The 24772-nt window shown below is 45.8% G+C and carries 25 protein-coding genes and 1 riboswitch; of the genes, 22 read left to right on the top strand and 3 right to left on the bottom strand.

Features of this window, described 5'->3' with window-relative positions; translation table 11 throughout:
* Nucleotides 1-5: 5 nt before the first annotated feature.
* The 7 genes from V6C27_12925 to fliY are packed head-to-tail and all read left to right on the top strand — an operon-like array spanning nt 6 to nt 5288.
* Complete coding sequence (locus V6C27_12925; GenBank protein MEG6617309.1) at nt 6-782, top strand: flagellar hook-basal body protein; 777 nt, start codon at nt 6-8, stop codon at nt 780-782.
* Nucleotides 783-803: 21 nt separating this feature from the next.
* Nucleotides 804-1304, top strand: coding sequence for a chemotaxis protein CheD (locus V6C27_12920; GenBank protein MEG6617308.1), 501 nt, complete (start codon nt 804-806; stop codon nt 1302-1304).
* A gap of 2 nt (nt 1305-1306) precedes the next feature.
* Nucleotides 1307-2077: a protein-glutamate O-methyltransferase CheR gene (locus V6C27_12915; GenBank protein MEG6617307.1), complete on the top strand. Its 771-nt coding sequence runs from the start codon at nt 1307-1309 to the stop codon at nt 2075-2077.
* A 16-nt stretch (nt 2078-2093) separates the two neighbouring features.
* Nucleotides 2094-2723 (top strand): chemotaxis protein CheC, encoded by a 630-nt coding sequence (locus V6C27_12910; GenBank protein ID MEG6617306.1) that lies wholly within the window; start codon nt 2094-2096, stop codon nt 2721-2723.
* Between the two features lie 15 nt (nt 2724-2738).
* On the top strand, nt 2739-3104 hold the full coding sequence (locus tag V6C27_12905) for a response regulator (protein ID MEG6617305.1): 366 nt from the start codon (nt 2739-2741) through the stop codon (nt 3102-3104).
* Between the two features lie 35 nt (nt 3105-3139).
* Nucleotides 3140-4135 (top strand): flagellar motor switch protein FliM, encoded by a 996-nt coding sequence (gene fliM, locus V6C27_12900; GenBank protein MEG6617304.1) that lies wholly within the window; start codon nt 3140-3142, stop codon nt 4133-4135.
* Nucleotides 4125-5288: a flagellar motor switch phosphatase FliY gene (fliY, locus tag V6C27_12895; protein ID MEG6617303.1), complete on the top strand. Its 1164-nt coding sequence runs from the start codon at nt 4125-4127 to the stop codon at nt 5286-5288. Before fliM ends, fliY begins: the two co-directional genes overlap by 11 nt.
* A 97-nt stretch (nt 5289-5385) precedes the next feature.
* Here the strand turns inward: fliY and V6C27_12890 are convergent, their stop codons facing one another.
* Both V6C27_12890 and V6C27_12885 read right to left on the bottom strand, forming a co-directional pair.
* Nucleotides 5386-6525 (bottom strand): DUF1015 domain-containing protein, encoded by a 1140-nt coding sequence (locus V6C27_12890; GenBank protein ID MEG6617302.1) that lies wholly within the window; start codon nt 6523-6525, stop codon nt 5386-5388.
* A 19-nt stretch (nt 6526-6544) separates the two neighbouring features.
* A complete protein-coding gene (locus tag V6C27_12885) occupies nt 6545-6868 on the bottom strand; it encodes a nucleotide pyrophosphohydrolase (GenBank protein MEG6617301.1) in 324 nt (107 codons plus the stop codon).
* 232 nt (nt 6869-7100) lie between these two features.
* Between V6C27_12885 and V6C27_12880 the strand changes: the two genes are divergently transcribed.
* From V6C27_12880 to purD, 15 genes are all read left to right on the top strand, one after another.
* Complete coding sequence (locus V6C27_12880) at nt 7101-7808, top strand: hypothetical protein (protein MEG6617300.1); 708 nt, start codon at nt 7101-7103, stop codon at nt 7806-7808.
* A 332-nt stretch (nt 7809-8140) separates the two neighbouring features.
* Nucleotides 8141-8680, top strand: a complete 540-nt coding sequence (gene hpt / locus V6C27_12875) for a hypoxanthine phosphoribosyltransferase (GenBank protein ID MEG6617299.1) — start codon at nt 8141-8143, stop codon at nt 8678-8680.
* Nucleotides 8681-8740: 60 nt separating this feature from the next.
* Nucleotides 8741-10279, top strand: a complete 1539-nt coding sequence (gene guaA, locus V6C27_12870) for a glutamine-hydrolyzing GMP synthase (GenBank protein MEG6617298.1) — start codon at nt 8741-8743, stop codon at nt 10277-10279.
* Between the two features lie 290 nt (nt 10280-10569).
* Nucleotides 10570-10671: riboswitch (purine riboswitch) on the top strand.
* Nucleotides 10672-10902: 231 nt separating this feature from the next.
* Entirely contained in the window at nt 10903-12270 is a 1368-nt protein-coding gene (locus V6C27_12865; GenBank protein MEG6617297.1) for an NCS2 family permease, read from the top strand.
* Between the two features lie 150 nt (nt 12271-12420).
* Nucleotides 12421-12939: a 5-(carboxyamino)imidazole ribonucleotide mutase gene (purE, locus tag V6C27_12860; protein ID MEG6617296.1), complete on the top strand. Its 519-nt coding sequence runs from the start codon at nt 12421-12423 to the stop codon at nt 12937-12939.
* A 17-nt stretch (nt 12940-12956) separates the two neighbouring features.
* Nucleotides 12957-14249 carry an adenylosuccinate lyase gene (gene purB / locus V6C27_12855; GenBank protein MEG6617295.1) on the top strand — a complete coding sequence of 431 codons (1293 nt, stop codon included), beginning with the start codon at nt 12957-12959 and terminating at the stop codon, nt 14247-14249.
* Between the two features lie 32 nt (nt 14250-14281).
* A complete protein-coding gene (purC, locus tag V6C27_12850) occupies nt 14282-15001 on the top strand; it encodes a phosphoribosylaminoimidazolesuccinocarboxamide synthase (protein MEG6617294.1) in 720 nt (239 codons plus the stop codon).
* Nucleotides 15002-15112: 111 nt separating this feature from the next.
* Complete coding sequence (gene purS / locus V6C27_12845; protein ID MEG6617293.1) at nt 15113-15361, top strand: phosphoribosylformylglycinamidine synthase subunit PurS; 249 nt, start codon at nt 15113-15115, stop codon at nt 15359-15361.
* A gap of 2 nt (nt 15362-15363) precedes the next feature.
* Entirely contained in the window at nt 15364-16065 is a 702-nt protein-coding gene (gene purQ / locus V6C27_12840; GenBank protein ID MEG6617292.1) for a phosphoribosylformylglycinamidine synthase subunit PurQ, read from the top strand.
* Complete coding sequence (gene purL / locus V6C27_12835; GenBank protein ID MEG6617291.1) at nt 16065-18284, top strand: phosphoribosylformylglycinamidine synthase subunit PurL; 2220 nt, start codon at nt 16065-16067, stop codon at nt 18282-18284. The genes purQ and purL overlap by 1 nt, the downstream gene beginning before the upstream one ends.
* Complete coding sequence (purF, locus tag V6C27_12830; GenBank protein ID MEG6617290.1) at nt 18269-19696, top strand: amidophosphoribosyltransferase; 1428 nt, start codon at nt 18269-18271, stop codon at nt 19694-19696. Before purL ends, purF begins: the two co-directional genes overlap by 16 nt.
* Before the next feature lie 12 nt (nt 19697-19708).
* Nucleotides 19709-20764: a phosphoribosylformylglycinamidine cyclo-ligase gene (gene purM / locus V6C27_12825; GenBank protein ID MEG6617289.1), complete on the top strand. Its 1056-nt coding sequence runs from the start codon at nt 19709-19711 to the stop codon at nt 20762-20764.
* A 2-nt stretch (nt 20765-20766) separates the two neighbouring features.
* Entirely contained in the window at nt 20767-21381 is a 615-nt protein-coding gene (gene purN, locus V6C27_12820; GenBank protein MEG6617288.1) for a phosphoribosylglycinamide formyltransferase, read from the top strand.
* A 28-nt stretch (nt 21382-21409) separates the two neighbouring features.
* Nucleotides 21410-22942 carry a bifunctional phosphoribosylaminoimidazolecarboxamide formyltransferase/IMP cyclohydrolase gene (gene purH / locus V6C27_12815; GenBank protein ID MEG6617287.1) on the top strand — a complete coding sequence of 511 codons (1533 nt, stop codon included), beginning with the start codon at nt 21410-21412 and terminating at the stop codon, nt 22940-22942.
* A 266-nt stretch (nt 22943-23208) separates the two neighbouring features.
* Nucleotides 23209-24477, top strand: a complete 1269-nt coding sequence (gene purD, locus V6C27_12810) for a phosphoribosylamine--glycine ligase (GenBank protein MEG6617286.1) — start codon at nt 23209-23211, stop codon at nt 24475-24477.
* A gap of 70 nt (nt 24478-24547) precedes the next feature.
* On the opposite strand, the gene V6C27_12805 is transcribed toward purD, so the two are convergent.
* Nucleotides 24548-24772, bottom strand: a 225-nt coding sequence (locus V6C27_12805; GenBank protein ID MEG6617285.1) for a hypothetical protein, incomplete at its 5' end; no start/stop codon positions are given.

The following is a 24772-nucleotide window of genomic DNA, read 5'->3' as shown; positions in this document are numbered from 1 at the left end:
ATTAAATGCTTAAAACTGTACAATCCGGTGCTGCGGCTTTAAAAATACAAGAATTGCAAATGGCCACTGTGGGTAACAATGTGGCCAATATTAACACCGTTGGTTATAAAGCAGACAAGCCCATGACCGATTTTTCTGAAGCAGTGCGTCAAGCCCTTAGCGACAGTGGTACCACCACCAAAGCGGATGCCAAGATTACCCCCGCTGTGGGCAGTGGTATGCGGGTGATTATGATGACTAAAAAGGACTTTGGCCAAGGGACACTGCAAGAAACCGGTAGATCCTTGGATTTAGCCATAGATGGCCACGGTTTTTTCGTTTTGGCCGATCCCTATGATGGCAGTACAGTGTATTCCCGGGCGGGGGATTTTGAGGTGGATAAAGACGGCAAACTAGTGAACCCAGCGGGCTTTTCTATGCCGGATATCACTGTGCCACCGGGCACCCAAGAACTAAAAATAGAAAGGGATGGCAGGGTGATTGCAGTGCCATACCAAGGTGAGAAACAAGAAATTGGCCAAATAAAGTTACAGTATTTTGAAAACCCCAGTTACCTAACACCGCTGGGCAAAAATGTTTATGCAGCCAATGAAAACGTAACGGTTTTGAAAAACCCAGAAGTGCCTGGTATCATCCGGCAGGGCTTTTTGGAGCAATCAAACGTCGACTTTGTAGATGAAATGGCCAGGATGATAACTGCTCAGAAGGCCCACTCCTTTGGTTCACGGTCCATTACCACCGCCGACGAGATGTGGGAAATGTCTAACAATTTAACTAAGTAAAAATTGTGAAGGGAGCCATGAATGGAGCCAGCAAAAGTATTAAAAGAAATCCAAGTTGGCATTGCGGACTATAAAACGGCAGCGGCGCCCAATAAAATTATCACCCTTGGTCTGGGGTCCTGTGTTGGGTTGACACTTTATGATCCTAAATTAAAGATCGGTGGGCTACTGCATATTATGTTACCGGACAGCAGACAGTTTAGTAATGTCAATAAGCCGGCAAAATTTGCTGATTTAGGCATTCCACTAATGTTAAAAGAACTGCAAAGGACTGGAGCTGCGATCAGTAGAATCCAGGCCAAGTTAGCCGGTGGTGCACAAATGTTTTCCGGATTAGATGAAAAATTTGTGTTGAATATTGGTCAAAGGAATGCCGATATGACTCGCAGCATCCTCAAACAACTGGGCATCAGAATTCATGCTGAAGAGGTGGGGGGAAACCGAGGACGGACGATGATTCTGGACTTAGATACCGGTTTGGTAACTATACGTACCATTGGTACGCCGTTGAAGGTGATCTAACGATGGAATTTGCTGAATTTAGAAATCAAGTGCAAAGGTACTTTGGCTTGGACCTTAACAGTTATAAAGAAAATCAACTTAGGCGCCGATTGGATAGTCTGCTTGCCCGCAGAAAAATTGCTAACTATGGTGATTTTTTCAAATTAATGTCCAGCAGTAGGGACGAATATATAAGTTTTTTAGATTATTTGACCATTAACGTGTCAGAATTTTTTCGGGATCCTAAAATGTTTCAGACATTGGAAACCAAGGTGTTGCCTGAGCTGTTGGTTAAAAATGCTAAACTAAATATATGGAGTGCTGCTTGCTCCATTGGGGCAGAACCCTATTCGGTGGCGATAATTTTGGAGGAAATATCCACCAATAAACAACACCGCATCGATGCCACTGATTTAGATCAAAGCATTATTCAAAAGGCTAAAATGGGTGTATATAACGCTGACATAGTAAAAAACGTCAGTCCTCAACGGCTAAACAAATATTTTACCAAGGATAATGATAAATACTTAATTAACCAACAGATTAAAAATAAAGTAACCTACAAACAACACGACCTGTTGAGTAGCCCATATCCTAAAGGTTACGATTTAATACTTTGTCGCAATGTAACGATCTACTTTACCAGAGAGGCCCAAGAAAAACTAAACCGTCAATTTTCTCAGTCCCTTAAACCCGGTGGCTATTTGTTCATTGGCGGTAGCGAAACAATATTTAATTATGCTGAGCTTGGTTTAACGAAAACCGCCCCGTGCTTTTATAAGAAAATGGGTTAATGAAGGAGTTGATGCAATGGGGAACTCCGTTGACAATAATAAATTAACAGATATGCACATGGATGTGTTAAAGGAAATTGGTAATATCGGTTTAGGAAACGCGGCCACTTCATTGGCACAAATGGTCAATAAAAAAATTGATATGGAAGTGCCGCAAACAAAATTTGTGTCGCTGGATGATGCCATGAATCTTGTGGGTGGCCTGGAAGAAATTGTTGCCTGTGCTACGTTGCATGTGGATGGCGATGTGCCTTCACAAATATTATTTGTATTCAACCAAGCCAGTACCCTTTACCTAGTGGACATGCTGATGGGTTTAGAAAAGGGCACTACCCAACAGTTGGATGAAATGGGCGAGTCGGTGGTAAAGGAAATTGCCAACGTGCTTACCGGATCATTTCTAAGTGCCATTGGCAGCATGACCGGATTGAAAATGGTGCCCACCGTACCGATGTTTGCCTACGATATGTTGGGAGCAACCTTAAGTGCATCGCTGGTGGCTGGTGGCTATATCGAAGACCATATATTAATGATTGAAACAGTTTTATTTGAAGAACATCAAGATATTAAAGGACACTTTTTTATGATTACTGAAGATGAGTCTCTGAATAAATTATTTAGTGCCCTTGGACTATCAATCAATTAACTAGGAGGAAAGCTAGTGAGTAAGAAAATTTTAATTGTAGATGACGCTGCATTTATGAGAATGATGATTAAAAATATTGTGGTTAAGGCCGGCTTTGAAGTGGTGGGAGAAGCAGAAAATGGTGCTGTGGCGTTAGAACTGTATAAAGAACATAACCCGGACTTGGTAACCATGGATATAACCATGCCAGATATGGACGGCATTCAGGCGGTGAAGGCAATTCGCGCTGTCAACCCTAATGCCAACATCATTATGTGTAGCGCCATGGGCCAGCAGGCCATGGTAATGGAGGCCATTCAAGCCGGAGCCAAGGACTTTATTGTTAAGCCATTCCAGCAGGACCGCATTTTACAAGCCATTGAGAGGGTATTAAATAGATAGGTGCTATTAGTGCCGTAGGGAAAGGGGGAAGCTCTGTGAAAGATGTGCTATCCCAAGCAGAAATTGATTCATTATTAGATAGTTTATCGTCCGGTAAGGTGACCGCAGAAGAAATTGAAAAGGATGTAGCGCAACAGAAGCTTAAAACCTACGACTTTCGGCGGCCCAACAAGTTTTCTAAGGAACATCTGCGCACATTGCATGTTTTACATGACAGTTATGCTAGGTTATTAACTAACTTTTTATCTGGTTTTCTACACTCTAACATTAATATTGCAGTGGCTTCGGTGGGTCAATTTACCTATGAAGAATTCACTCGCTCAATGGTTAGCCCCACGCTGCTGACAGTTTTTAACTATACTTCCCATAAGGGTAACGCAGTGATGGAGACCAACCCTTATTTCTTGATGCCGTTAATAGACTTACAGTTAGGCGGCGTGGGAGAGGTGCCGGATAAGCTGCGGGAGTTAACGGATATTGAACTTTCTGTGGCTAGAAAACTCTTGGAAAAGATTTTGGACCAGTTAAGCGTAATTTGGAAGGATATTATTAAAGGGAACGCCAATATTGTGTCTTTGGAAAGCAACCCCCACCTGCATCAAATGTTGTCACCCAATGAGATTGTTTTGGTGATTACCTTTGCCACCAACGTGTGTGATGAAAACAGGGGCTTATTAAACCTGTGTTTTCCCTATTCATTCTTAGAACCGGTGTTATCAAAGTTTTCGGTTAACCAGTTTAGTCAAATCTATCAAGAGCGGGAGCCGGAGGATTTGGATGCATTGGAAAATTGGCTTAATTGTTCAGATGTGGATTTAAGTGTGGAAGTGGGTAAAGGCAGTATTAACGTTAAGGAGTTTTTAGAACTGCAGTCGGGGGATGTGTTGATTCTTGACCGCCCGCAGAATCAAGACTTTGACTTGTATGTACAAGATCATTTGAAGTTTAAGGTACAGGCTGGAACCATTGGCAAAAAGCTGGCGGTACAGGTGGTATCATTAACGGAGGAGGCATGTTGTTTTGACAAGTGATAAACTGCTAAACCAAGAAGAAATTGATTTGTTAATGGGCAATCAAATGGCTGGTGGTGCCTCCGCAGAACAAGTGACACAACCCAATGATGTGCTTTCAGATGATGAAAAGGACGCTTTGGGCGAAATTGGTAATATATCCATGGGATCTGCCTCCACCACACTATCAGAATTACTGAGCCAAAAGGTTAACATTACCAGTCCCCGGGTGTGGATATCTAACAAGAAGGATTTGCTGGCCAGTTTTAATATACCATATCTGGTGATCAAGGTTGAGTTTGTGGAAGGGCTCAGTGGTTTTAACGTCTTGGTAATGAAGGTAAGGGATGCACTGGTTATTGCCAACTTAATGATGGGGGGAGACGGCAATCCCCAGCAAACGGAACTGTCCGAAATGGAAATTAGTGCAGCTTCCGAAGCAATGAACATGATGATTGGCACCGCCTCAACTTCATTGGCCCAGATGTTTCAAAAGCCAGTGAACATTTCACCGCCGGTATCGGCGTTATTAAATGACTTAGCTGATACTGAACAAAATGATGTGTTATCCAACCATGCAGATGATGATAACCTGGTGATTGTTTCTTTCCATATGACCATTGGCGATTTGGTGGATACAGAAATCATGCAGGTGCTGAGTGTGGACACCGCCAAAGAAGAGGCCGACTTGTTGCTGTCCAGCTTAAATGACACGGAGTATGAAGAGCCTGCTCCGGCGGAAACCATCAGTGAAGATGTAATGTCCGACGATGAGATTAGCCAACTGATTAATTCATTGGCTGAGAGCGATAATCAACCGGCACCAATGAAGGAGACGGCGCCGGTAAAACCGCCGCCGACACAACCAGTGAAAACAGCACAGAATAGTCAAATGTCTGCATCACCACCACCCCGCAACCTGGACTTGATACTGGACATTCCGTTACAGGTATCGGTGGTGCTGGGCAGAACCAAGCAACCAATTAGAGATGTTTTGGCTATAGGCCCAGGTTCAGTGGTGGAATTACAGTCCTTAGCCGATGAACCGGTGGAGATTTTGGTCAACGGCACTTTGGTTGCCGAAGGTGAAGTGGTGGTAGTAAATGAAAACTTTGGGGTCAAGATAACTAATATCATTAGCCCCGAAGAAAGAATAAAGCGCCTAGCCAAGTAGATAGCTAATTATGAATTAGGAATTTTGAATTTTAAAAGGGCTTTTTGCAAAAGCCCTTTTAAAATTATAGAGCATTAAATTCAGAATCAAAATTGCTTTATAGTTTCTTTAGCAAATCTGCCGGCAACGGAGGGTAGAAATAGGTGCTTTTTGGTGGCATCAGTTCTCCACCGATGGCTACCGCGGTAAATTCGTCGAATACCACTGGGTTGAGGAGAAATGCCAGTTGACATTGCCCACTGTCCACTTTCCTTAGGGCCTCGATTTCTTTTCTGGTGTAGACAACGCTGGCCCTTTTGATATTGGTATCGGCTTTCTGATGTTTTTGTTCTGCGGTTTCGGCTTGGTTTTGCCTGCCAATGCCCAACAGTCGTTGCAAAACGGTGTAGTGGAGTACAAATACATCTATTCCTTGTAACGCCAGCGAGTAGCCTTCTTTGGGCATTAATTGATCCATGGTGGTTTCACTTTCCAAGGTCACCAGATACCCTTGGCCATTGCCGGTGTATAGGCCAAAGGTGCGGCAGTGTTCAATTCCTAAGCCGTAATCAAATCCGCCCCGATGATAAAGTGCTTGCATAAATTCCTCAATGTTTTCTCCGCTTTGATTAACATTAAAGGGTTCAACCACATAATCTTCCCTAAGTTGCTGCATAAATTTATCCACGTCAAGGTCAGGCACGTCTTTAATCAACCGATGTACCGGTAAAATAATTAAATTGGGGTCATACAGGTTCATTAGTGCCATTGTTATGTAGTTGGCCTGGGGATTTTCTTGGGCATAGCGCAAAGCGGCATCATAACTGTGGTGGCCATTGGCAATAAAAATCCGTTGCCGCTCCATTTGTTGTTGCACTTGTTGGATGACTGCGTCGTCATTAATTGCTGTTAAGCTGTGGATTGCGCCATCTGCATCTGTGAACTGCACGTCTACATTGGCGCCAGCAGCCTGTTGAATTAGCTGGTCAATGCTGCCGGCAAAGTCGTTATAAAGTCCCAGCACTGGGCCGATGTTGTCCCCAGAATTTTTTAACAGCGCCAACCGTTCATCACTTATATTTGGCAATATCTCTTGGTGGGGTAGAATAATCCCTTTATCGTAGTGTTCCAGCTTAACTCCACAGATAAATCCGGTGCGACTTTTTCTTTCGCCTTTATAATCAAATTGTTGTTGGTAATAGTAAAACACTGGCTTTCCGCTCAGTTGCTTACCTTTGATGCCAATGATTTTGGCCATTATAAACATCCTTTCATTCTTAGGTATCTTGTTTTTTTGTCCACCGGTTGCTGTCCCGCCGGTAATACTTGTCCATAGTGCCTTTAAAGGCCTCTTCCAGGTCTATGTTGAGAGAATTGGCCAGGCAGGCCACAATAAACATAATATCTCCCAATTCCAACGCTAAGTTGCCTTCCCCTTCGGTGGGCTTTTTCGGTTTTTCCCCGAATTGGTGGTTAATCTCCCGGGCTAACTCTCCCACTTCTTCGGTCATCCGGGCCAACATAGAAAGGGGATGCCAATAGCCTTCCTCAAACTGACTAATCCATTTATCCACATCCGCCTGCATATCCTTAAGTTCCAAACTAAACCCTCCAACTCATAATTCAAAATTCCTAATCCATAATTTAGGGGCTTTGCTTTGTTACCCTATTTTACCACAAAAATAATGGCCACCACTAAAACATTGGGTTTAGCTATGGCGGCACCACTAATGCAAAAAAATTCTATTTGTTTAGTGTTAACCAGCTAAAACTGTCATAAACAGTTTAGGGCATTAGTAATATTTAACTAAAATGTAAACAGGGGGAGTGTAAATGAAGTTTCCGCAGCTAAATTTTTCAATGCCCACCGTAAACAAAAAAATGTTTATGATAATAGCCGCCATATTGGTAATTGCTGTTGCACTGTGGGCGGCAATAAGTTATCACAGTAAACCAGCCGTAGATCCGGATTTATTATTACAACAAAGTTTAAGTAAAACAATGGCCAGTCAAAATTACAGGTTTCATATTGAGTGTAAATTGGGGAATAAACAGGAACCAATTAGCGATGTCACAGGGGAAAGGGCCGGCAGTGATCAAATACATATAGTAGGCAAATTAATTAATTCGCCTGTGGAATTTATTCAATATAAAGATAACACCTATATGAAAGATCCCTTTGCTGGCAAGTGGCTAACTTTGCAAGGTAATCAACTGGCCCAGGCGGAATCCTTTGTTATTGAATTTAATCCGCTGGCCAACTTTAACTTTAAAGACGTGCCCCGGTTGGAATATCTAGGCAGTGAAGAACTGGATGGGCGGGAAACCGAAGTTTTAGAACTGGTGCCCAATATAGATATGCCTTTTTTAGAAAATCAATTCAATGTCTTTAAATATAAGCTGTGGATAGACTCCAGCGATCAACGTATCTATAAAGCAACAATCAACGCCAGCCACTCTGCCAACGCCAACTCGTTAATGGAGATCAACATAAAGCTGTGGGATTACGATCAAGAAATAAATATTCAACCACCGGTATAAAAGGTGCGCGTAGGCGCACCTTTTCGATTTTTTGCGTAAGGGAAGTAGTCATTTAACCACAAACACAGGTGACTTTTGCCACTGCTTCTCAATTAAAGGTTAGTTATAAACCCGGTTCCTGCTGTATAGCGAAACTATCTCAAAAGTGAGCGGGCAGCAGGAACCGGGTCTTACTGAAGCTAACATCTTAACAGACAAACAAATATCAGACCACAGCAAAAGCCACCGGCATTATAAACGGCAAACTTATCTTTGACAAATTTCTGCATAGTTTGGTATAATAAACCGTATTGTCAAGCAATATAGTTATTACAACTGCGGGAGGTCTTATAATGCACCCCGATGTGTTAAAAATCAGCTTAACCGAAGAAGAAATTAAAGCACGGGTTAAAGAATTGGGTCAGCAAATCTCTAAAGATTATGAGGGCGAAAGTGTTCTAACCATTGGAATTTTAAAGGGTGCTATGATTTTCTTAGCCGATTTAGTGCGCAACATTACAGTGCCCACGTCCTTTGACTTTATGGCGGTATCCAGTTACGGTTCTTCCACCCAATCCTCCGGTGCAGTGAGGATTCTTAAGGACTTGGACAAGAGTATTGAAGGCAAGCATGTCATTATAGTCGAAGACATTGTAGATACTGGACTGACCCTCAACTACTTGGTGGATAACCTACGGGCCCGGGGACCCAAGAGTATTAAGATTTGTACTCTGTTAAGTAAGCCCGATCGCCGTACAGTGGGCGTAGATATTGACTACAATGGTTTCACCATTCCGGATGAATTTGTAGTGGGATACGGTTTAGATTATGACGAGCGTTATCGTAATTTACCATATATCGCGGTATTAAAGCCAGAAATTTATCAAGCATAAAAGGAACTACTGGTTGGCCAGAATAATACTGGTCAACTTTGTATTTGGAGGGATTAAAGCATGTCTGTGGGACAAGAAATGGTGGTTGTGCTGGACTTTGGCGGTCAATATACCCAATTGATTGCCCGGCGCATCAGGGAGTGTCAGGTGTTTTGCGAAATTCTGCCTTACAACACTTCCATAGAAGAAATTAAGCAAAAGCAACCCAAGGGTATTGTGTTTTCTGGTGGTCCATCCAGTGTTTATGCAGAAAATGCCCCCGCTGTCAACCCGGCAATTTATGAGCTGGGTATCCCCATTATGGGCATTTGTTATGGTATGCAAATGATGGCTCACCAATTGGGCGGTAAAGTGGGTCGTGGCACCCAACGGGAGTATGGCAAAATAATGTTGGAAGTGCTGGAAAACAGCGGCCTGTTAGCAGGGCTGGAAACCACTGAACAGTGCTGGATGAGCCATTTTGATCGGGTGGAGAATGCACCAGCAGGGTTTGTGGTTAATTCCCGCAGTCCCCATGCTCCAGTGGCCAGCATGTATTGCCCCGACAGAAAGCTTTATGCAGTACAGTTCCATCCCGAGGTGGTGCATACCCCTAAAGGAAAACAAGTACTGCAGAATTTTTTGTATAACATTTGTGGTTGCACCGGCAGTTGGACAATGGGTTCCTTTTTGGAGGATACCATTGCCGAAGTGCGGGCTAAAGTTGGCAATAAGCAGGTGCTATGCGGGTTAAGTGGCGGCGTAGATTCCTCGGTGGCCGCACTACTGGTACACAAAGCAGTGGGTGACAACCTGACCTGTGTTTTTGTGGACCATGGTTTGTTGCGCAAAGGTGAAGCGGAGCAAGTGGTTAGTACCTTCCGGGAAAAGTTTAAAATGAAGCTGGTTCATGTTGATGCCAGTGAGCGGTTTTTAACCAAACTGGCCGGAGTAACTGATCCAGAACGTAAGCGCAAAATTATTGGTGAAGAGTTTATCAGAGTTTTTGAAGCGGAAGCGGCAAAGTTAGGACAAATTGATTTCTTGGTTCAAGGCACCCTTTATCCCGATGTGGTGGAGAGTGGTACTGCCACCGCGGCGGTAATTAAATCGCACCACAACGTCGGCGGATTGCCGGAAGATATGCAGTTTGAACTGATTGAACCACTTAAGTGGTTGTTTAAGGATGAAGTGCGTCAGTTGGGCGAGGAAATGGACATGCCGGCAGAGGTGGTATGGCGGCAACCATTCCCTGGCCCTGGATTAGCGGTGCGCATTTTGGGTGAGATCACCAAGGACAAGCTGGCGATATTGCGAGAAGCTGACGCCATTGTCACCGACGAGATTAAAAAGGCTGGCCTGGACAGAGAAATCTGGCAATACTTTGCGGTGCTGCCCAACCTAAAGAGCGTTGGTGTCATGGGTGACGAGCGCACTTATGCTCACACCATTGGGGTGCGGGCCATTCACAGTAACGACGGCATGACCGCCGACTGGGCGCGCTTACCCTACGAAGTGCTGGAAACCATCTCTTTACGGATTTGCAATGAGATGGATCAGGTGAACAGAGTGGTATATGATATTACCTCTAAGCCACCCAGCACCATTGAGTGGGAGTAGTATGAAGGCAATTATGAATTATGAATTCTTAATGCAAGTGTTTTTGTAGGGGTTCGATTTATCGATCCCGTAAACGTAGCATTTGCTCATGGTGATAAAGTTGTTTCTAAAGGCAAAGGTTGCTTTACTGGGCGCGATAAATCGGCCCCTACATGTTCGTGTATAACAATCATTACATTTAAATTTTCATCCTACTTTGTGAACTATGCTAGTACCTGGCTCTACTAAGCAACAGTTGCAAGAACACAAAAAACCGTTGACAGGCTGGGGGCAACCTGTTAATATGAAGGTGTCGAAAAAAGCATATGGCACGTATATACTTGGGAATATGGCTCGAGAGTTTCTACCAAGCAACCGTAAATTGCTTGACTACGTGGGAAAGTGTACCTAGGGTTCCACACCTATTGCTTTAATAGGTGGTTTGGTCCAAGCGGTACAGACTGGCTAACTATTTAACCAGTTACACCTAAGGGATAAAAGCCCAGGCGGTTAGGTTTCACACGAAATATTTTTGTGGAACCTAACCGCTTGGGTTTTTTTGTTTTTTCCTGAGGTTAGTGGCTAAAATAGTTGGTTACCATAAAAAAATAAGCAATGGTTTTGACACAAGGAGGAAAACAGCATTGTTTGAAAAACTATTTCAACTAAAGAAGTACAACACAGACGTAAAAACAGAAGTGATTGCAGGTCTAACAACGTTTATGGCCATGGCTTATATTCTTTTTCTGAACCCCACCATTCTTAGTGGTACTGGTATGGACAGGGATGCAGTGTTTTTTGCCACAGCGGTGGCTGCCGGCATAGTTACCATTGCCATGGGTTTGTTTGTTAACTTTCCCATTGCGTTGGCTCCTGGTATGGGCTTAAATGCTTACTTTGCCGCCGTGGCTGCCCAAGGGATGGGTATGACTTGGCAAGTGGCGCTGGGTGCAGTATTTATTTCTGGTGTTGTTTTTATTATTTTAACGGTAACCCAAATTCGTCAATTGTTGGTGGTGGCAGTACCTAACTCATTAAAACGAGCCATTACCGTCGGTCTCGGTCTCTTTATTACTGTGGTTGGCTTAAAAATGGCTGAAATTATGGCGGTTACGGCAGTACCCATTGAGTCAACTATTGAAACCCTGGCCAAAGAAGGGCAAGCTGCTTTTATGTCCTTTGAATGGAACCTGGGCATGGGCAGTTTTGCTAATCCCAACACCATGCTGGCTTTAATTGGCTTGGCCATTACTGCCATTTTGATGGCTAAAAGGGTTAAGGGTGCTTTATTAATTGGTATTTTAGTTTCCACCTTGGTGGGTATTCCTTTGGGCGTTACTGTGATCCCCGAGAACTTTTCTCTGTTTGCGCTACCTAATCTGAGCAACTTAAACATTGGTGCGCTGGATATTAAAGGTGCTTTAGATATGGGCATTTGGGCCGTTGTATTTACCTTTACCTTTGTGGAATTATTTGATACCTTTGGTACTTTGGTTGGTACTGCCGGCAAAGCCGGTTTGTTGGATAAAGACGGCAACAGCCCCAGATTGGGTAAAGCCATGATGGTAGACGCCTTTGGTATTTCCTTTGGTGCATTAATGGGTACCAGTACCCTTACTGCCTACGCCGAAAGTAGTGCCGGTGTTGGTGAAGGTGGCCGTACTGGTCTGACTGCCGTTACCACCGGTGTGATGTTTTTACTGGCTTTGGTGCTGGCACCATTGGCTGGTTTAATCCCCAGTGCTGCCACCTCTCCGGCGTTGATTATTGTAGGTGTGTTGATGGCTTCTGCGGTAAGAGAAATAGATTTTGATGATTTTACCGAAGCCTTCCCGGCATTTTTAACCTTAACTTTAATGCCCTTTACCTATAACATTGCCAATGGTATTGCAGCTGGTATTGTTTCTTATACCGTGCTCAAGGCGGTGGCTGGTCGCGCTAAGGAAATCCACTGGATGATGTGGCTATTGACAGTAGTGATTGTTATCCGCTATGCCTTTTTAGCCGGATAATAAACGACATTTAACATAACATTGACAGATGCCCCTACACACTAGAAAACTTTCTTCACGGTAGGGGTATTATTTTTAATTTTCTTTTTACCACAAATAATCTTGAATAGAATATTTTTCTAGTTAAAATGGTTAAGGAGGCCTGATCAAATGGTTGAACCTTTAGTCGGCATTGTAATGGGCAGTGATTCTGATTTGCCAATTATGAAGGGGGCAGCAGATATTTTAACCAAATTTGGGATACCCTATGAAGTGATTATTTCATCTGCCCACCGGGTACCCGAACAAACCGCTACCTATGCCCGTACCGCCCATCAGCGGGGCTTGCAAGCGATAATTGCCGGGGCCGGTATGGCAGCTCACTTGCCTGGGGTGATTGCCGCTTTCACACCGCTACCGGTAATTGGAGTGCCCATTAAATCCGGTGCCCTGGAGGGTGTGGATGCACTCTATGCAATTGTGCAAATGCCTTCGGGAATACCAGTGGCCACCGTGGCCATTAATGGTGCCAAAAATGCGGGCATTTTAGCGGCTCAGATTGTGGCCACCGCAGACCCAGCTGTCCAGCAAAGGATTATCCAGTACAAAGAAGAAATGGCCGGGGAAGTACAAAGAAAGGCTGACAAATTAACAGAACTTGGCATTGATGGCTATCTGGCTACCAAGTAATAGGAGGAGAAAAAATTATGATTGAACGTTACACATTACCTGAAATGAAGCAAATCTGGTCCGAAGAGAACAAGTTTCAAAAGTGGCTGGATGTAGAAATATATGCTTGTGAGGCGATGGTTGAACTGGGACAAGTGCCCGCCGAGGCGTTGGCGGTAATTAAAGAAAAGGCCCGGTTTGACGTAGATCGCATTTTGGAAATTGAATCGGTGGTGCATCACGATGTCATTGCCTTTACCACCTGTGTGGCTGAATACGTTGGTGAAGAAAGTAAATATATCCACATGGGTTTGACATCTTCAGATGTGGTGGACACCGCCCAATGTGTTCGCATGAAGGAGGCTGGGGAGCAAATTCTTACCCGCCTGCACAAATTTCACGATGTATTAATAGAAAAGGCCAAGGAACATCGCTTTACCATCATGATTGGTCGCACCCACGGCATTCATGCCGAACCCATGACCTTTGGTTTAAAAATGTTGTTGTGGGCCGCAGAAATTGAGCGGGATATCGAAAGAATGCAACATGCCGTTAAAACCATCAGTGTAGGCAAAATTTCTGGCGCCGTTGGCACCTACGCCAACATTGACCCCAGGGTAGAGGCCCATGTCTGTAAAAGATTGGGTTTAACCCCTTCACCACTGTCCACCCAGGTGTTACAACGGGATCGTCATGCTGAGTTCATGAATACGTTGGCAATAATTGGTTGCACACTGGAGAAAATAGCCACTGAAGTGAGGGCGTTACAACGCACCGACATCAGAGAGGTAGAGGAATTCTTTGCCAAGGGGCAAAAGGGTTCATCGGCGATGCCCCACAAGCGCAACCCCATCATCACTGAACGCATCACTGGTATGGCCCGTCTGTTGCGGGGTAACGCCTTGGTGGCCATGGAAAACGTGGCTTTATGGCATGAGCGGGATATTTCCCACTCTTCAGTGGAAAGGGTAATTATTCCTGACAGCACCACCATTGTGGATTACACCTTGAAAAAAATGACTGATATCATTGCTAACCTGCTGGTTTACCCAGAGAAAATGAAACATAACATGGAAAGAACCAAAGGCTTAGTATTTTCCCAGCGCACGCTGCTGGCATTGGTGGATAAAGGTCTCATTAGGGAAAAGGCTTACGAACTGGTACAGCGCAATGCCATGGAATGCTGGAAAACCGGAAAAGAGTTCAAGGAACTGTTGGCGGCTGATCCAGAGGTGGCAAAGCTACTGTCCAGAGAAGACTTGGATAACATTTTTGAATACAGTCACTACCTGAAACATATAGATGAAATTTATGCTCGCTTTGGGCTATAGATAATATATAAAAAATAGGGAGGGGACACCCCATGAAAAAGCTAGAACAATTATATGAAGGAAAGGCCAAAAAGGTTTATAAAACCGATAGTCCAGATCATTTTTGGGTGGAATACAAAGATGATGCCACCGCCTATAACGGCACTAAAAAAGGCATCATTGTCGGTAAAGGAGTTTTAAACAACCTGATCAGTGCTCACTTCTTTAAACTGCTGGCATCAAAAGGTGTACCCAACCATTTTGTGGAACTGGTTAACGAGCGGGAACAAATTGTAAAGGCATTACAAATTATTCCGGTGGAGGTTGTGGTGCGCAACCTCTCCGCCGGCAGTATGGCCAAGCGCCTGGGCATTGAAGAGGGGTTAGATTTGGGTGGCCCGGTGGTGGACTATTGCTATAAGAGCGACGAATTAGGAGACCCACTAATTACCGATGACCACATCCGGGCGTTGCAGTTGGCCACCACAGAGCAAATGCAACAGATTCGGGAGACAGCACTTAAAGTTAATGATATTCTCACTAACTATATGGCTGAAAGAAATGTAATTTTGGTGGACTACAAGCTTGAATTTGGTATCCATAAAGGTGAGATATTGCTGGGTGATGAAATTTCCCCAGACACTTGTCGCTTTTGGGATAGCCAAACTAGAGAAAAGCTGGACAAAGACCGCTTCCGTCGGGACTTAGGCAATGTGGAAGAGGCCTACAAAGAAATCTACCGCCGTCTAACAGGAGAAGAAGTGGAGATATAATTTTAATTTTGAATTTTGGAAGACAAGGGACCTGTCCCCCTGTCTTCCCTCAAAATTCAAAATTCCTAATTCATAGTTGCCTTTAAAAAATATTAACTGGAGGTAATGATTATGTTCCAGGCAAAAATTTATATTACTTTACGCAAGAGTGTCCTTGACCCCCAGGGGTCGGTGGTGACCAAGTCACTGCATGCCATGGGTTATGAAAATGTTGCCGAAGTGCGGGTGGGCCGTTACTTGGTGGTGGACATTAATGCTGCAGATCCAAATGATGCTGAAACACAGGTACATGAAATGTGCAAAAAACTATTGGCTAACCCGGTGATTGAAGATTACACATTCACTTTGACGGAGGTGTAGGCATGAAATTTGGCGTAGTTGTGTTTCCGGGCTCCAATTGTGATGCCGATTGTTTTCATGCAGTTAAAGCGGTACTGGATCAACCGGTGGAATACATTTGGCATAAGTCTGACAGCGTGGCCGGGTTTGATTGTATCATTTTGCCCGGGGGGTTTTCCTATGGTGATTACCTGCGTTCCGGGGCCATTGCTCGGTTTTCGCCGATAATGGAGGCAGTGGTTGACTTTGCCAGCAAGGGAGGCTTAGTGCTAGGTATCTGCAACGGCTTTCAAGTGCTGCTGGAATCTGGATTATTGCCAGGGGCCATGAGACGCAATGATTGCTTGCAGTTCCGCTGTCACGATGCCTACTTAAAAGTGGAAAACAACACCACTCCCTTCACCCAGTTGTGTGGTGTGGGCGATGTGCTAAAAATACCGGTGGCCCACGGCGAAGGTAATTATTATTGTGATCCGGAAACTTTACAAGAACTGTATCGCAACAACCAAGTGGTGTTTAAATACTGTGATCAACATGGTGAAGTTACACCAGCGGCTAACCCCAACGGTTCGGTGGATAATATTGCCGGCATTTGTAACCAAGAAGGCAATGTTTTAGGCATGATGCCGCACCCAGAGCGCTGTGCCGAAGCTATCTTAGGTAACGACCACGGTGCAATATTATTTAAGTCCATTTTGTCAGCGTGGCAAAGGAGGGGTAAGTAATGGCGTTATGGAGAGAAATGGGCCTGACCGATGCTGAATATGACAAGATTAAAGGCATTTTGGGTCGGGAACCTAATTATGTGGAACTGGGTATCTTTGCGGTGATGTGGTCCGAGCACTGCAGTTATAAAACTTCCCGTCTAATGTTAAAAACGCTTCCCACCACTGGAGATCACATTTTGCAGGGACCCGGTGAAAATGCCGGTATTGTGGACATTGGTGATGGCCAAGCAGTGGCCTTTAAAATAGAAAGTCATAATCATCCCTCTGCCATTGAACCCTACCAAGGGGCAGCCACCGGTGTTGGTGGGATTTTACGCGACGTATTCACCATGGGCGCCCGCCCCATCGCAGTATTAGATTCGCTACGTTTTGGCACTTTAGATGACGCCCGCACTCGCTATCTGTTTAGCGGTGTGGTGGCTGGGGTTGCCGGCTATGGCAACTGTATTGGTGTGCCCACCGTTGGTGGCGAAGTTTATTTTTCACCCAGTTATGAAGAAAATCCATTGGTTAACGTAATGTGTGTTGGCTTGATAGATCATCAAGATATTAAAAAAGGAATCGCTTCTGGCATTGGCAACCCGGTGATGGTGGTTGGTGCCCGCACCGGTCGGGACGGTATTCACGGGGCCACCTTTGCCTCGGAAGAACTGTCCGAGGAATCGGCCGAACGTCGTCCCGCAGTGCAGGTGGGTGACCCCTTTATGGAAAAATTGTTGTTAGAAGCCTGCTTAGAGGTAATTAAGAGTGGCTATGTGGTAGGTATTCAGGACATGGGGGCAGCGGGTTTAACCAGTTCCTCCTGTGAAATGGCCTCCCGGGCTGGCACCGGAATTGAAATGGATTTGTTAAAGGTGCCCCGCCGTGAAGAGGGCATGACCGCCTATGAACTGATGCTGTCGGAATCCCAGGAGCGGATGTTGGTGGTGGTTAAACAAGGCACCACTGAAAAGGTAAAAGAAATTTTTGCCAAGTGGGATTTAGAGGCAGTGGTGGTTGGCCGGGTTACCGATGACGGCATGTTGCGCTTGACCGAAGGGGAGCAAGTGGTGGCGGAAATGCCAGCCAAAGCGCTGACCGATGAAGCGCCTGTTTATGAACGCCCCTATGCCCAGCCGGAATATTTGGCAGCAGCCCAACAACTGGATATCACCAATATTCCACAACCCAAGGATTATAACCAAGCTTTATTGGCTTTGCTGGCGTCGCCGAACATTGCCAGTAAGGAATGGGTTTACAGTCAGTATGACCACATGGTGGGTATCAACACTGTGGTACGTCCCGGCTCCGATGCAGCGGTGTTGCGGATTAAGGGCACCTCCAAAGGCATTGCCATGACCACCGATTGTAACGGACGCTATTGTTATTTGGACCCATATCAAGGGGCGATGATGGCGGTGGCCGAGGCCGCCCGCAACTTGGTGTGTTCCGGGGCTAAACCGCTGGCCATTACCAACTGTTTAAACTTTGGCAATCCGGAAAAGCCCGGCGTAATGTGGCAGTTTCGGCAAGCGGTGGCGGGTATGGCCGAGGCCTGTGGGCGACTGAATACCCCGGTTACCGGTGGTAATGTTAGTTTCTACAATGAAACCAGAGGTACTGCAGTTTACCCTACCCCCACAGTGGGCATGGTGGGGTTGATTGAAGATTTGGATTATAAATGCACCCAAGGCTTTAAAGACCGGGGAGATATCATTATTATGGTGGGCGAGAATTTAGAAGAATTGGGTGCCAGTGAATATTTAAAGGTTGTCCACGATATTGAGGCTGCTGGCCCAGTGCCCAAGCTGGATATCGAACTGGAACAGCGGGTACAGCAAGCGGTGCTTGCGTCCATCAAAAAGGGTTGGATCAAGTCTGCCCACGACTGTTCCGAAGGTGGATTGGCGGTGGCGCTGGCAGAGAGTTGCATTTCTGGCAAGATTGGTGCCGAAATTTTCATGGTTGAACAATTCCGAGCCGATGCCCTGCTGTTTGGTGAGACCCAATCTCGCATCATCATCACCGTCAGCGAAGACAACGTGGATGAATTATTGCGTTATCTTTCTGTGATTGGTGTGCCCTTTGGCCGATTGGGCACCGTTGGTGGCACAGAATTAAAGATTAATTTAATTAAACCGGGATGTGCCGGAGCGCACCCCAATGACATCATTAATATTCCCGTGGCTGAATTAGAAACTAAGTGGCGGGGGTCTATAGCATGTTTGATGGCGTAAGAAATAGTTCTGCCTGGTGGCAGCATGACAAGATGCAAGAGGAGTGCGGCGTGTTTGGTATCTTTGCCCCAGGGATGGATGTGGCTGAAACCACTTACTTTGGTTTGTACGCCCTGCAACATCGGGGTCAAGAGAGTGCTGGCATTGCGGTGACCGATGGCAATGGTATTAAACTGCATAAAGGCATGGGGTTGGTGCCAGAGGTTTTTTCCGGTGACAATCTTAAACATCTAAAGGGTTATGCCGCCATTGGCCATGTGCGCTATTCCACCACCGGAGCCAGTGAACCGGCCAACGCCCAACCATTGGTGTTTCGTCAACGCAATGGCATGGTGGGTTTGGCCCACAACGGCAATTTAACTAATGTGGGGACACTGCGGGAAATGCTTTATAACAACGGGGCGGTGTTTCAAACCACCACCGACAGCGAAGTAATTGTCAATCTAATTGCCCGCTATAGTCAGCAGAGTTTAGAAGGGGCACTGATGAAGTCAATGATTGACATTGAGGGTGCCTACTCATTGGTGGTGCTGACCAAAGATGCGCTCTATGCGGTGCGTGACCCCTACGGTTTTCGCCCCCTGTGCCTAGGCAAAATCGGCCAGGCCTGGGTGGTGGCTTCGGAAAGTTGTGCCTTAGATACTGTGGGCGCCAAGCTGGTGCGGGATGTCAGTCCTGGGGAGATTGTGCGGTTGGATAAGGATGGCCTTACCTCACTGCAGACCATGGCAGCGCCCCAAAGGGCCCACTGTGTTTTTGAATACATCTATTTTGCCCGCCCCGACAGTACCATAGATGGGTTCCACGTTAACCGGGTGCGACGGGAAATGGGACGGCAGTTGGCCCGGGAATATAAAATAGAGGCGGACATTGTCATTCCGGTGCCGGACAGTGGCACCGCTGCAGCCCGGGGCTATGCCGCTGAATCCGGTATTCCCTTTGAAGAGGGGTTAATGAAAAACCGTTATATTGGCCGTACCTTTATTCAGCCCAGCCAGCAATTGCGGGATATGGGTGTCAGAATAAAGCTTAACCCCATGCAGGAAGTGTTGGCGGGCAAAAGAGTGGTTATGGTGGATGATTCGCTGGTGCGGGGTACCACCAGTAAAAAACTGGTGCATATGTTACGACAAGCAGGGGTAAAGGAAGTTCATTTATGTTTAAGTTCACCTCCGGTGGTGGCCGGTTGTCACTATGGCATGGATACCAGTAACCGCAAGGAGTTAATTGCCGCCACTAAAACGCTGGCGGAAATTCGTAAAAAAGTAGGTGCCGATGGCTTGTACTACCTCAGTCAAGAGGGCTTAATGAAGGTTTTTGGTGAGCAGGGCAACGGTTTCTGTTATGCTTGTTTTGATAGCAATTATCCAGTTAAAATTCCTGCCGATGCAGGCAAATTTAGTTTGGAATAACGGGGGTTCGTGATGAGTAAAAATAACAAACCACTGACCTATGCCGATTCCGGGGTTAACATTGATGCCGGCAACCGAGCGGTGCAGTTGATTAAAAACGCAGTTAAAAGTACCCATCGGCCGGGTGTGTTGGCTGATATCGGCGGTTTTGGCGGTCTGTTTGCGTTGGATACTGCTAAATATCAGCAACCGGTGTTGGTTTCCGGCACCGATGGTGTGGGCACCAAATTGCAAGTGGCCAATTTAATGGGCAAGCACGATACAATCGGCATTGATGCGGTGGCCATGTGCGTTAACGATATTTTGGTGCAAGGAGCAGAACCGCTCTTCTTTTTAGATTACTTGGCGGTGGGTAGACTGCAACCTGAGCGGGTGGCAGAGATTGTCAGCGGTGTGGCCGCAGGCTGTCGTCAGGCAAAGTGTGCTTTAATCGGCGGTGAAACCGCCGAGATGCCTGGCTTTTATGGCGAAGATGAGTATGATATAGCCGGCTTTGCCGTTGGCGTGGCTGACAGGTCTCGGCTCTTGGATGGATCGCGGATTACTGCCGGGGATGTCCTAATTGGTTTGCCCTCTTCCGGGTTGCATTCCAATGGCTATTCACTGGCCCGCAAGGCGTTGTTTGAGGTGGCCGGTTGCGATGTGAGCACTTATCTGCCGGAATTAAGTGCCACTGTGGGCGAAGAATTACTAACTCCCACCCGCATTTATGTAAAGGCAGTGTTGCCACTGTTAGAGAAGTTTGAGATTAAGGGATTGGCCCATATCACCGGCGGTGGCATCACCGAGAACTTGCCCCGTATTTTACCCCCGGGGCTGGCAGCCACCGTAAATTTCGGCAGTTGGCCAGTATTGGAAATATTCAAGCTGTTGCAGCGGGTGGGCAATATTGAATGGCAAGAAATGTTACGTACCTTCAACATGGGTATCGGTATGATTATAGTGGTTTCAGCCACTGAGGTTGATCAGTTGCTCAATGATCTGCAACAACGGGGAGAAAAGGCCTATGTAATTGGTGCCGTTAGCGCAGGCCAAAGGCAAGTAAATTATCAGGGCGGGGAAGTGTGATGATGAAAAAACTTGCCCTGGGAGTGCTGGCCTCCGGTCGGGGTTCTAACCTCCAGTCCATTATTGATGCCTGTGAACAGGGCGATCTCGGGGCTGAGGTTAAAGTGGTGATTAGTGACAAACAGGCTGCCTATGCCTTGGAAAGGGCCAAGCAACACGGTATTGACGCCTATTATATCAATGTTAAAGATTATCCGGATAAAACCAGTTATGAGCAGCGGATTGTGGAACTTTTGCAGCAGTACCAAGTGCAGTTAGTATGCCTAGCTGGCTATATGCGCCTGGTGGGTACAACTATGCTGGCTGCTTACCCCCAGCGCATTATGAATATCCACCCATCACTGTTGCCCAATTTTCCTGGGTTACATGCTCACCAACAGGCCTTAGATTACGGTGTCAAAGTATCTGGCTGTACAGTGCATTTTGTGGATGCCGGCATGGACAGTGGCCCCATCATATTACAAGCCTGTGTACCGGTGTTAGATAATGATAATGAAGAAACTTTATCGGAACGAATTTTGGAACAAGAACACCGAATTTATCCCGAAGCAATTCGGCTGTTTAGTGAAGGGAAATTGGTGGTTAAGGATAGAAAGGTAATGGTAAAGCAATTTTGAATTATGAATTTTGAATGGAGGGGAAGGAATGGTTAAGCGAGCCCTGGTGAGTGTTTCCAACAAGGATGGTTTGGTGGAATTTGGCCGTGGGTTGGTGGAACTGGGGGTGGAGATTGTTTCCACCGGTGGTACCGCTAAAACTTTGCGCGAGGCTGGGGTGCCAGTTACTTATATTTCCGATGTCACTGGTTTCCCAGAAATCCTCGATGGGCGGGTAAAAACCTTGCATCCCAAAGTACACGGCGGTATATTGGCGTTGCGTACCGAAGAACATTTAAGCCAACTGCAGGAGTTAGACATCACTCCCATTGATTTAGTGGTGGTTAACCTTTATCCCTTTAAAGAGACCATTGCTAAGTCAGAGGTCACGCTGGCCGATGCCATAGAGAATATTGATATCGGCGGCCCCACCATGGTGCGGGCGGCGGCGAAAAATTATCAAAACGTATTGATTGTAGTCAATCCGGAACGATATCCGGAGGTGTTGGCTGCATTGCAGCAGGACCAAGTTTCTGGCAATTTGCGCCTGTCACTGGCTCGGGAGGCCTTTGCCCACACCGCATGCTATGACAGCGCAATCTCTGGCTATTTATCTGCAGTGGCTGGTGAAACTTTCCCCGCAGAAGTGACCGTTTCTGCCCAACTGGTGCAGCCGTTACGCTATGGTGAAAACCCCCATCAACAGGCAGCCTTTTATCGCAACCCGGCAGTAAAGGGAGCCTGCATTGCTAACGCTGAGCAACTACATGGCAAAGAACTGTCCTATAATAACATCTTAGATGCCAATGCCGCTCTGGAACTGGTGCGTGAATTCAGGCAACCATCAGCGGTGATCGTAAAACATAACAACCCCTGTGGTTGTGCCAGTGCTGAGGAAATTAGCACAGCCTATGAAAGGGCGCTGGAGGGAGATCCAGTATCTGCCTACGGTGGCATTGTGGCGGTCAATCAAACTGTTGATGGGATGGCTGCAGAAAAGATGAGTGAAATCTTTTTAGAAGCGGTTATTGCCCCGGATTTTACTGATGAAGCATTGGAGATTTTAACGCAAAAGAAAAACCTGCGTTTATTAAAAACTGGGGATTTAACTGAACAAACCAATGACACCATGGAATTGCGCAAAGTTAACGGCGGTTTACTAATGCAACAATTTGATCGGCAATTATTGAACCCAGAGGCATTGAAGGTGGCCACAGAAAAGCAACCAACCCAAGAGGAATTGGACGAGATGATTTTTGCCATGACTATAGTTAAGCACGTTAAATCCAACGCCATTGTGGTTACTAAAGATAGACAGTTAATCGGTGTCGGTGCCGGCCAAATGAATCGAGTGGGTTCGGCCAATATTGCCTTTAAACAAGCGGGGGACAAAGTAAAGGGTGCAGTGTTGGCTTCCGATGCCTTCTTCCCCTTTAGAGACACAGTGGATGCAGCAGCAGAGTACGGCATTACGTCCATTATCCAGCCGGGAGGTTCCATCCGCGATGAGGATTCCATCGCCGCTTGTAATGAGCATGGTATCTCGATGGTGTTCACCGGCATGAGGCACTTTAAGCATTAATTTAATGCAATTATGAATTTTTTTAAGAAAACACACTCATTACTGCATGCAAATGCCTTTTGTAGGGGTTCGATTTATCGATCCCGTAAAAGGTAACATTTGCGCATCGCGATAGAGTTGCACTCTAAAGACAAACGTTGCTTTGGGGGCGCGATGAATCGGGCCCCTACAATGTTCGTATAACTTCATGGACGTTTGAATGATGGGCGGTGCCTGCTTATAAGTAACTTTTGTAATATTAATGTTGTTATGCGGGAGGTTTCTTAATGAAGGTTTTAGTGGTAGGTAGCGGCGGGCGTGAACATGCTTTGGTTTGGAAAATAGCCCAAAGCGACAGGGTAGATCAAATCTACTGTGCTCCGGGCAACGCTGGCATTGATCAATTGGCCACCTGTGTTGGCATCAAGGCTGATGATATTGACGGTTTACTGCAATTTGCTAAAGAACAAGCCATTGACTTAACGGTGGTTGGTCCGGAGGTGCCGCTTACTGCTGGTATTGTAGATGTTTTTACTGCAGCGGGTTTGCGGGTTTTTGGGCCCAGTAAAGATGCTGCTCAACTGGAAGGTAGCAAAGCATTGGCTAAACATTTTATGGCTAAATATAATATACCGACAGCCAAGTATGCCGCCTTTACTGACGAGCGAGAAGCATTGCAACATGTTCGGGATAAAAACTGTCCGTTGGTAGTTAAAGCCTCGGGCTTAGCGGCCGGAAAGGGAGTCATTATTTGTCAGCATATTGCCGACGCTTTGGATGCGGTCAGAAGAGTACTGGTGGATAAAGAATTTGGTGAGGAAGCGGGCAAACAAGTGGTCATCGAAGAGCTGCTGGAGGGCGAAGAGGTCAGTGTGTTGGCATTTACCGATGGTAAAACGATAGTGCCAATGGTGCCATCCCAAGACCACAAACGAATTTTTGATGGCGATGAGGGACCCAATACTGGCGGTATGGGTGCCTATGCACCGGCACCAGTGTACACCCCTGAGCTCCATGAAATTGTAGTTAAAGACATTTTAGAACCAACATTAAAAGGCTTGAATAAACACGGCTGGCAGTTTAAAGGAGTAATTTATGCTGGTTTGATGATCACCCAGCATGGTCCCAAGGTATTGGAGTACAATGTTCGTTTTGGTGATCCCGAAACCCAACCAGTGTTGTCACTGTTGGAAACTGATCTGGTGGAGATTATGGAAGCAATTATTGATCAGCGGTTGGATGAAATTGAGATCAAATGGAAAAAGGGTGCGGCGGTCTGTGTAGTAATGGCGGCCCAAGGCTATCCGGGTAATTACAAAAAAGGTGAAGTTATTACCGGGTTAGATGATGTAGAAGCAGATGTGGTGGTGTTCCATGCTGGTACCGAGCTACTGGACGGTAAAGTAGCGACCAGTGGGGGCCGAGTACTGGGAGTGACAGCGGTGGGCAATGACCTGCCCGAAGCCATTGCTAAAGCATACAATAGTGTAGATAAGATTAACTTTACCAGTGCCCAATATCGCAAAGATATTGGTACTAAAGGTTTAAAGAATTAGTATAATAGCAATCCAAGAGCTGCAAATGCAGTTCTTATTTTTTTCTAAAAATTAACTGTTGTAATATTAACTAAACCATGCTAATATAAAATTCCACGCTGGGGCAGAATAAAACTTGGCGGAGTAAGTAACCAAAGTTGCCAAAAATTGTTGCTTGCAACAAAGATGCAAAAGTAATAAAATAAAATTCCGCCGCCGATGAGGCGGACGGAAACAGCAACATGGAAAGCGAAAACAAAAGTAAAAAATACCAGTTGACATAAAGTTGGCTCAGTGTTAAACTAATAAACGTCGC

The organism is Peptococcaceae bacterium 1198_IL3148 (assembly GCA_036763105.1).
GTDB lineage: Bacteria > Bacillota > Desulfotomaculia > Desulfotomaculales > Desulfohalotomaculaceae > JBAIYS01.
This window is presented reverse-complemented; position numbering and strand designations above follow the sequence as displayed.

What these genes read in the sequence shown, in the direction of transcription:
- V6C27_12925 (MEG6617309.1), top strand. Translation starts at nt 6, where the DNA reads ATGCTTAAAACTGTACAATCCGGTGCTGCGGCTTTAAAAATACAAGAA.
- V6C27_12920 (MEG6617308.1), top strand. Translation starts at nt 804, where the DNA reads ATGGAGCCAGCAAAAGTATTAAAAGAAATCCAAGTTGGCATTGCGGAC.
- V6C27_12915 (MEG6617307.1), top strand. Translation starts at nt 1,307, where the DNA reads ATGGAATTTGCTGAATTTAGAAATCAAGTGCAAAGGTACTTTGGCTTG.
- V6C27_12910 (MEG6617306.1), top strand. Translation starts at nt 2,094, where the DNA reads ATGGGGAACTCCGTTGACAATAATAAATTAACAGATATGCACATGGAT.
- V6C27_12890 (MEG6617302.1), bottom strand. Translation starts at nt 6,525, where the DNA reads ATGGCCAAAATCATTGGCATCAAAGGTAAGCAACTGAGCGGAAAGCCA.
- V6C27_12880 (MEG6617300.1), top strand. Translation starts at nt 7,101, where the DNA reads ATGAAGTTTCCGCAGCTAAATTTTTCAATGCCCACCGTAAACAAAAAA.
- hpt (MEG6617299.1), top strand. Translation starts at nt 8,141, where the DNA reads ATGCACCCCGATGTGTTAAAAATCAGCTTAACCGAAGAAGAAATTAAA.
- guaA (MEG6617298.1), top strand. Translation starts at nt 8,741, where the DNA reads ATGTCTGTGGGACAAGAAATGGTGGTTGTGCTGGACTTTGGCGGTCAA.
- purE (MEG6617296.1), top strand. Translation starts at nt 12,421, where the DNA reads ATGGTTGAACCTTTAGTCGGCATTGTAATGGGCAGTGATTCTGATTTG.
- purB (MEG6617295.1), top strand. Translation starts at nt 12,957, where the DNA reads ATGATTGAACGTTACACATTACCTGAAATGAAGCAAATCTGGTCCGAA.
- purC (MEG6617294.1), top strand. Translation starts at nt 14,282, where the DNA reads ATGAAAAAGCTAGAACAATTATATGAAGGAAAGGCCAAAAAGGTTTAT.
- purS (MEG6617293.1), top strand. Translation starts at nt 15,113, where the DNA reads ATGTTCCAGGCAAAAATTTATATTACTTTACGCAAGAGTGTCCTTGAC.
- purQ (MEG6617292.1), top strand. Translation starts at nt 15,364, where the DNA reads ATGAAATTTGGCGTAGTTGTGTTTCCGGGCTCCAATTGTGATGCCGAT.
- purL (MEG6617291.1), top strand. Translation starts at nt 16,065, where the DNA reads ATGGCGTTATGGAGAGAAATGGGCCTGACCGATGCTGAATATGACAAG.
- purF (MEG6617290.1), top strand. Translation starts at nt 18,269, where the DNA reads ATGTTTGATGGCGTAAGAAATAGTTCTGCCTGGTGGCAGCATGACAAG.
- purM (MEG6617289.1), top strand. Translation starts at nt 19,709, where the DNA reads ATGAGTAAAAATAACAAACCACTGACCTATGCCGATTCCGGGGTTAAC.
- purN (MEG6617288.1), top strand. Translation starts at nt 20,767, where the DNA reads ATGAAAAAACTTGCCCTGGGAGTGCTGGCCTCCGGTCGGGGTTCTAAC.
- purH (MEG6617287.1), top strand. Translation starts at nt 21,410, where the DNA reads ATGGTTAAGCGAGCCCTGGTGAGTGTTTCCAACAAGGATGGTTTGGTG.
- purD (MEG6617286.1), top strand. Translation starts at nt 23,209, where the DNA reads ATGAAGGTTTTAGTGGTAGGTAGCGGCGGGCGTGAACATGCTTTGGTT.